The organism is Streptomyces sp. NPDC048255 (assembly GCF_040652415.1).
Taxonomy (GTDB): domain Bacteria; phylum Actinomycetota; class Actinomycetes; order Streptomycetales; family Streptomycetaceae; genus Streptomyces.
The window spans coordinates 1-1,305 of sequence record NZ_JBEZMA010000146.1 but is presented as its reverse complement, the minus strand read 5'-3'; the positions used below and the strand labels follow the sequence as shown (position 1 = coordinate 1,305).

At 69.8% G+C, this 1,305-nt stretch carries 1 protein-coding gene; it reads right to left on the bottom strand.

Features of this window, described 5'->3' with window-relative positions; all coding sequences use genetic code 11:
* Nucleotides 1–91: 91 nt before the first annotated feature.
* On the bottom strand, nt 92–1,305 hold a 1,214-nt coding region (locus AB0D94_RS37825; protein ID WP_362062528.1), incomplete at its 5' end, for an MFS transporter.

The window sequence follows — 1,305 nt, the reverse complement described above, 5'->3', positions numbered from 1 at the left end:
GCTCGCCCGGGCGATTGTGCACGCATCGGCCGGCGAGTCCATCCGCGCGGCCGCGCTTGGCGAGCGCCGCCCGCGTTCAGGCCGCCGACGTTCAGGCCGTTTCGTCGCGGCGCTCGCCGCCCGGCACGGGGGCCGGCGCTGTATCCGCCGCGCTCACCCGTCCCACCCACAACGCCGAACACAGCGCCAGGCTCGCGGCGATCCAGCCGACCGCGCCGTAGCCGGCGATATGCCCGCTCGCATCGGTGCTCAGCATCAAGCCGCCCAGCCACGCGCCGATGCCGGTGCCCAGCGACATCACCGCGCTGTTCGCGCTGAGATAGGCGCCGCGCTGCTCCGGCTGCGGCACCGTGGTCTGCAAGGCCTGCAGCGGCACCATGCGCCCGTTCATCGAGACCATGAACACGGGGAAGAACAGCAACATGGCGATGAAGCCGACCGCCGGCAGATGGGTGACGAACAACACCGGCAGCAACGACACCAGCACCGCGATGCGATACACCCGCTGCTTGCCGTGGCGGTCGGCCAGCCGCCCGATCAGGCGCGAGGTGAAGAACGCGGCGACGCCGCCGGCCATGTACATCCACGACAGCTGCGACGGGTCGATGCCGTGGTTGGCCACCAGCATCGGCGAGATGAACGGAATCACCAGCATCTGCGAGGTGGTCAGCATCAAGGTCAGGGCGAAGGCGTTGAGGTGGCGCGGGTTGGCGAACAGCCGCAGCAGGTTCGGCAGCGCCTGGGCCAAGCTGTGCGGCTGTTGCGACAGGTGCCGGTCCAGTGGCGGCACCGCCCGCGCGCCGCCGATCCAGATCAGCAGCGACAGCGCCACCAGCAGCCAGAACGGCGCCGACCAGTGGAAGTGCGCGCCGAGCAGCACGCCGACCGGCACGCCGATCACCGAGGCGACCGAGAACGAGGTCATCACCGTGCCGGTGGCGGCGCCGCGGCGTTGCGCGGGGATCACGTCGGCGATGATCGCCATGATGATCGAGCCGAGCACGCCGCCGCTGATGCCGGCGAACGCGCGCGAGGCCAGCAGCAGCGCATAGCTGTCGGCCAGGGCGCAGGCCAGGTTGGACAACGCGAACAACGCGTACATCGCCAGCAGCAGCTTGCGCCGGTCGAAGCGGTCGATATACGTGGCCGCGAGCAGGCCGGACAGCCCGCCGCACAGCGAATAAGCCGAGACGGCCGCGGCGAACTGCGCCGGCGAGATGTGCAGGGCGCGCATGATCTGCGGGCCCAGCGGCATCATCACCATGAAGTCCATGATCAAGGTGAACTGGGTCAGCATGAGCAGCC